Genomic DNA, 5415 nt, shown 5'->3' with positions numbered 1-5415 from the left:
CGCCCGGCTCGACGCCTTGGCCCGCGCGACGAATCTCACGCCCGATACCGTCATCGCCGTCGCCGAGCGTCATCCCGGCGCCCGCGGATTGCGCAACCTCGAGACGGTCCTCGAACGCCTCGACGCCGGTGCGCAGTCACCGCAGGAGACCTACCTGCGGCTGCTCCTTATCGACGCGGGTTTGCCGCGGCCGCAGACTCAGATCGCCGTGCGGACCGCCGACAGCACGTATTACCTGGACCTGGGTTGGCCCGAGCTGATGGTCGCCGTCGAGTATGACGGCGAGCAGCATCGGACCGATGCGCTGCAATACCGCAAGGACATCCAGCGACTCGAGGCGCTGCAACGTCTGGGCTGGATCGTCATCCGGGTGATCGCCGCAGACCATCCCGCGGCAATCCTGCGACGGGTCCGTCGTGCCCTCGACGCCCGCAAATCGAGTGTGTAACCAGGGTTTCCAGTGTGTCGCTAGGGCGGAAATTCGGCGAAAATCCCGCCACACGTGCACACTCGACGCCCAGGATGCACACTCGATCGGGCGATCGGGCGATCGGGCGATCGGGCGATCGGGCGACGCAGGCGGGCAGCCGGGCAGCTAGCTCAGAACGTCGACATCGGACGCACTCGGTTGGCCATGTCGATCAGCTTGTAGCGGTGCGCCTGGGTGGGGGCCGCGCGGGCCAGTCCCCGCAACGACGCCTCGACACCGAGTCGCAGGCCGTGCTCGGTGAACGGGAAGCCGAGGATGTGGTTGGTGCTGGCTTCGTGGTCGCCCAGCCAGTCCAGCGCGCTGCCCAACACCAACGCGCGGATCTGCAACACCCGCGGTTCGGTCGGTGGCAGCGCCTCGACTCGGCGCGCCGCATCGCGGATCTGTTCTTCGGTGATCTCGCTGACCGACCGGCCGGACAGTAGCGTGACGGCACTCGTGAGCCGGGCAGTAGTGAAATACCTTGACGCGGGTGGGACTTCGTCGAGTGTCCGTACTGCTCCGTTGCGATCCCCGGCCGCCGACTGGGCCCTGGCCAGTCCGAAGGCCGCCGAGATCACCCCGTCGTCGGTCTTCCATACCGCTTCGTAGTACTTGTGTTCGTCTGAGCTGCCGGCCAATTCGGCCGTGGCTGCCAGGGCCATCTTCGGCGCCAGCTCGCCCGGGAAGGTGTCCAACACCTCGCTGAAATGCTTGCTCGCGGAATCGTAGTCGCCAGTGAGCAATTCGGAGACAGCGCGATACCACACCAGCCGCCAGCGCCAGCCGACCCGCTCGGCCAGGTCGTCGAGTTTGCGGGTGGCCTTGGCGACGTCGCCGAGGTCCAGCAGCGCTCGAACCTCCATCAGCGGAAGCTCGACGGACTCCGAGAGGTCGATGTCCTCGGAATCCATGGCGCCGTGCCGGAATGCGCGCAGCGAATCCAGGGTCTGCACCGGTTGGGACAGCACGGTTGCTCGCAACAACGGCGCAGCGACGTCGGCGGGGTCGACCAGTGGCACCTGCAGCGCCGTGACGATCTCCTTGGCGGTCAGCTTTTCTGCGTGCACATGGCCATCCAGATACACGTCGGTGTGAGCGACCAGCAGTGCTTCGCCGAATGTCGCGCGGCTGCGCGAGAAGATGGTCGATAGGCTCGGCCGCCGCACGCCGGTGTCCCGCGCAACCACTTCACGCAGCACACCGAAGAGCTGACCGGACATCTCCTCGGCGCTGGCAAATCGCCGCTTCGGATCGGGATCGATTGCCCGGCGCAACAATCGGCCGAACGAGTCGTACTGGGCCAGCACCGGATCGTCTTCGGGAAGTCCCTCGACGTAGCGCCCGCCGCGGGCGCGCAGCTTCAACGTCAGAGCCGCGAGGGTACGCCCGACGGTGTAGATGTCGGTGGCCACAGTCGGTCCGGTCCGCACGATTTCGGGTGCCTGATAACCCGGCGTGCCGTAGAGGTAGCCGAACGAATTGATCCGCGACACCGCGCCGAGGTCGATCAGCTTGAGCTGCTCCTCGGTGAGCATGATGTTTTCCGGCTTGAGGTCGTTGTAGACCAAGCCGATCGAGTGCAGATAGCTCAGGGCCGGAAGAATTTCCAGCACAAAGCCGATCGCTTCGGCGACGGGCAGCTTGTTGCCTTTGCGCCGCTTGAGTGACTGCCCACCCACGTACTCCATGACGATGTAGCCGACGGGTTCGCCGTGCTGGTCGGCGTGTTCGACGAAGTTGAAGATCTGCACGATCGAGGGGTGGACCACCTCGGCGAGGAACCGCCGCTCGGCCATGGCGATCGCCTGCGCTTCTGCATCGCCCGAATGCACCAGACCTTTGAGCACCACTGGGCGGTCGTTGACGTTGCGGTCCAGTGCCAGGTACACCCAGCCCAGCCCGCCGTGCGCGATGCAACCTTTGATCTCGTATTGGCCGGCCACCACGGTGCCCGGATTGAGTTGCGGCAGAAACGAATACGAACTCCCGCAATAGGGGCAATCGCCCTCGGACCGCCCTTTGTCGCCTTTGCTGGATCGCCCCACCGGCTTTCCGCAGTTCCAGCAGTACCGTTTCGACTCCGGCACAACCGGATTCGGCATCAACGCTTCCAGCGGGTCGATATCGGGCACGCGTGGAATCTCGACCAGTCCGCCACCTAGTCGGCGCACCGGGGGTCGTGGCACCAGCTTTGCCCGATCCATCGGCGCGATATCGCCGATGTGGATCAAGAAGTCGTCGTCGTCATCGTCGTCGAAGTCGGGCCGAAAGATCGCCTGGGTGGCCATCGGACGGCTCTGGGACGATGAATCCACCATCGCGTCGACGGACTCGGTGCCCGGACCCATACCGTCCGCGTCCTGGCTGTCGAGTCCCGCCGGCTGCTCGGCCATCAGTCCACGTACCTCGGGGTTGGGGGCGCGGGCGAAGGACCGAGCACCGTCAACCATTTGCGGTACAACGTATTCCACGTCCCGTCACGCCGGATCCGCTCTAAGGTGCCGTTGACGAACCGCACCAGCCCGGTGTTTTCCAACTGGACTCCAATGCCGTAGGGCTGGCTGTCCATATTGGGCCCGACGATGTGCAGGTAGGGGTCCTGTGACACCAGCCCGGCAAGAATCGAGTCGTCGGTGCTGACCGCGTCGACCTGCCGTTGCTGCAAGGTGACCAGGCAGTCGGCCCAGTTCACCACCTCGACCACGATGGCAGGCGGCGCGATCTCACGGATCCGCTGCAGCGATGTGGTGCCCTTGGCCACACAGACCCGCCTGCCGGAGAGATCGGCCGGTCTGGCGATCGGGGAATCGCTCGAAGCCAGAATACGTTGCGCGGCATCAAGATAGACCGTGGAGAAGTTGACCAGCTTACGTCGCTCGCAGGTGATGGTCATCGTCTTGACGACAACGTCGACGTCGCCCTTCTGCAGCGCAGTGATGCGCTCGGCCGACGACAGAATCCGATACTCCACGCGCGCTGGGTTTCCGAAGATGTCGCGGGCGACCTCGCCGGCGATGTCGACGTCGAAGCCGACGATCTCACCGGTGATCGGATCGCGGAAGCTGAACAGGTTGCTGCCGATGTCCAAGCCCACAATCAGCCTGCCGCGGGCGCGGATGTTGGCCACCGCGGCGTCGGCGTCGGCCGGGTTGTCGAACGGGCGCAGGCTCGCCGTGGGGTTGCAGTCGTTGGCGGTCTTGTCCGGGGGCAGCGGCGGCTGCGGCGGCATCTCCTGCATACCGGCCGGAGTCGGCGGCGGCAGGGTCGGCGCGGGCGCGATCACCATCGACCCGGACTGGCTGCAGCCCGCCAGCAGCGTCGCGGCAATAGCCAGCGCGGCGAAGCCGTGCGCAGCGGGTCGCCATCGCATCCACAACGCCGTCGCAGCGACGGACAGCATCCGCAATGCGCGCCGCATCACCGGTACTCCATCAGCCGGGGCCACAGTCCCAGGGCGACCGCGACGGCCGCGCCCAGGCTGAGCACGATGCCGCCGACCGTGGCGCCGGACAAGCCGGCACGCGCGTTGAGCACGTCGTCACGCAATTCGAGGCGACTCTGCTCCATCGCCTTGACCAACGCGCGGTCGAGTTTGTCGAACGCGGGGGTGGAGTCGTCCTCGCCGCTGCCCAGCGCAACCTGGGTGGCGGCGCGGTAATCACCGACCGAGATGTAGGCGTTGATCCGGTCATCGGCCCGGCGCCACTGATTGAGCAGCTGGCCGGCACCCTGCAAGTCGCTCTTGTCGACGGCGTCGGGTCGAGCGAGGTATGCGTCGAGTTGTCTGTGCATGGCATCGATGCGTTCGTAGAAAGTCTTCTTGCGGACCTCTTCGTCCCCGCGCCGAATCAGGGACAAGGTCTCGTCGGCACGTGCCTGCTGCGCACTGATCGACAGATTGGTAATCGTCTTCAGTGACTCTGCCGCAGTGTTTTTGGCGCTGCGGCTGCCGCTGGTGGAGATCGCCAGCGCGGTTCCCACCCATACCACCATAACCAGAATTGCCAGCGCGCCGGCGACAAGACCGGGGTTGATCCGCCGCTTGGTGCGCCGGGCCAGCCATCGATGCGAGAAAGCGCCGAAGATCGCCGTGGTGAGCACGACCAGAATCACCGGTGCCGGAACTTGAGTCGACGCCGTGGTCTCGGTGTCCACCCGCTCCGATGTCTGGCTGTACAGCCGCGCGGCGTCGGGCAGGATCGTCGACTGCATCAACGTCGACGCCTCGGACAGGTACGACGAACCGACGGGATCGCCGGCCCGGTTGTCGGTCCGCGCGATCTCGATCAACCCGGTGTAGACCGCCAACTCGGCGTTGACCCGGCCGAGCAACTGCACGAGCGGCTCGTCGGTCAGACCGCTCGACGCTCGAGTCACCGCCACCGCCGCGTCGGTGATCGCCTGCTCGTAGCGCTGACGGACGGTTCGGGGCTCGGCCTGCGCGATGAACGCGGTCGCCGCGGCCGCGTCGGCCACCGACAGCGTGGTGTAGAGCCGCCCGGCTGCGAAGGCCAGCGGTTCGGTGTGGCTGAGCACGGTGGTCAGCGCATGCTGCCGCTGGTTGATCGTGGTGGACGTGGCAAATGCGGTGAGCCCACCGAGGATGGCCAGCACCACACCGATGGACAGAATGCGGCCCGGCGTCGTCGCCACGAACCACCAGCGGGGGTGGGCCGGTTCGATCGGCGACCGCGAACCCAGCGGCTCAGTCGACGGGTGTGCCAACTCGACGGTCACGTCAGTTCGGACCTCATCTTTCGGGCGCGGGTGTCGCGAAACGGTATTAAGTGAAGTCTAAGAGTGTTTTCCCGCGGATGCGCGGGCCTGCCTACGCAGATTTCCCGAGTCGTTACCGGTCTGCGACATAGGGCGCGTCATTCCGGCGTGCTGCTTATCCTTGACGCGTGCGCGGCGACGGTGACGGATGGGTGGTGTCTGACACC

The 5415-nt window shown here is 66.0% G+C and carries 4 protein-coding genes; 1 reads left to right on the top strand and 3 read right to left on the bottom strand.

The genetic code is table 11. The annotated features are described in order from the left end of the window. On the top strand, window positions 1-448 hold a 448-nt coding region (locus AC2VOG_RS09390), incomplete at its 5' end, for an endonuclease domain-containing protein (RefSeq protein ID WP_486939633.1). Between the two features lie 152 nt (window positions 449-600). Here AC2VOG_RS09390 and AC2VOG_RS09385 read toward each other — a convergent pair. Genes AC2VOG_RS09385 through glnX form a run of 3 tightly spaced genes read right to left on the bottom strand, consistent with a single transcriptional unit; the run spans window position 601 to window position 5209 of the window. Further along, on the bottom strand, window positions 601-2820 hold the full coding sequence (locus AC2VOG_RS09385; protein WP_486939635.1) for a serine/threonine-protein kinase PknG: 2220 nt from the start codon (window positions 2818-2820) through the stop codon (window positions 601-603). Window positions 2821-2864: 44 nt separating this feature from the next. Beyond that, a complete protein-coding gene (locus AC2VOG_RS09380; protein WP_486939634.1) occupies window positions 2865-3842 on the bottom strand; it encodes a glutamate ABC transporter substrate-binding protein in 978 nt (325 codons plus the stop codon). Between the two features lie 47 nt (window positions 3843-3889). Next, complete coding sequence (glnX, locus tag AC2VOG_RS09375) at window positions 3890-5209, bottom strand: protein kinase G-activating protein GlnX (protein WP_486939632.1); 1320 nt, start codon at window positions 5207-5209, stop codon at window positions 3890-3892. Window positions 5210-5415 lie beyond the last annotated feature (206 nt).

It is taken from the genome of Mycobacterium sp. TH-M11 (assembly GCF_057473725.1).
The sequence above is the reverse complement of the archived record's forward strand: the minus strand, read 5'-3'. Positions and strand labels throughout refer to the sequence as shown.

What these genes read in the sequence shown, in the direction of transcription:
- AC2VOG_RS09380 (WP_486939634.1), bottom strand. Translation starts at nt 3,842, where the DNA reads ATGCGATGGCGACCCGCTGCGCACGGCTTCGCCGCGCTGGCTATTGCC.
- AC2VOG_RS09385 (WP_486939635.1), bottom strand. Translation starts at nt 2,820, where the DNA reads ATGGGTCCGGGCACCGAGTCCGTCGACGCGATGGTGGATTCATCGTCC.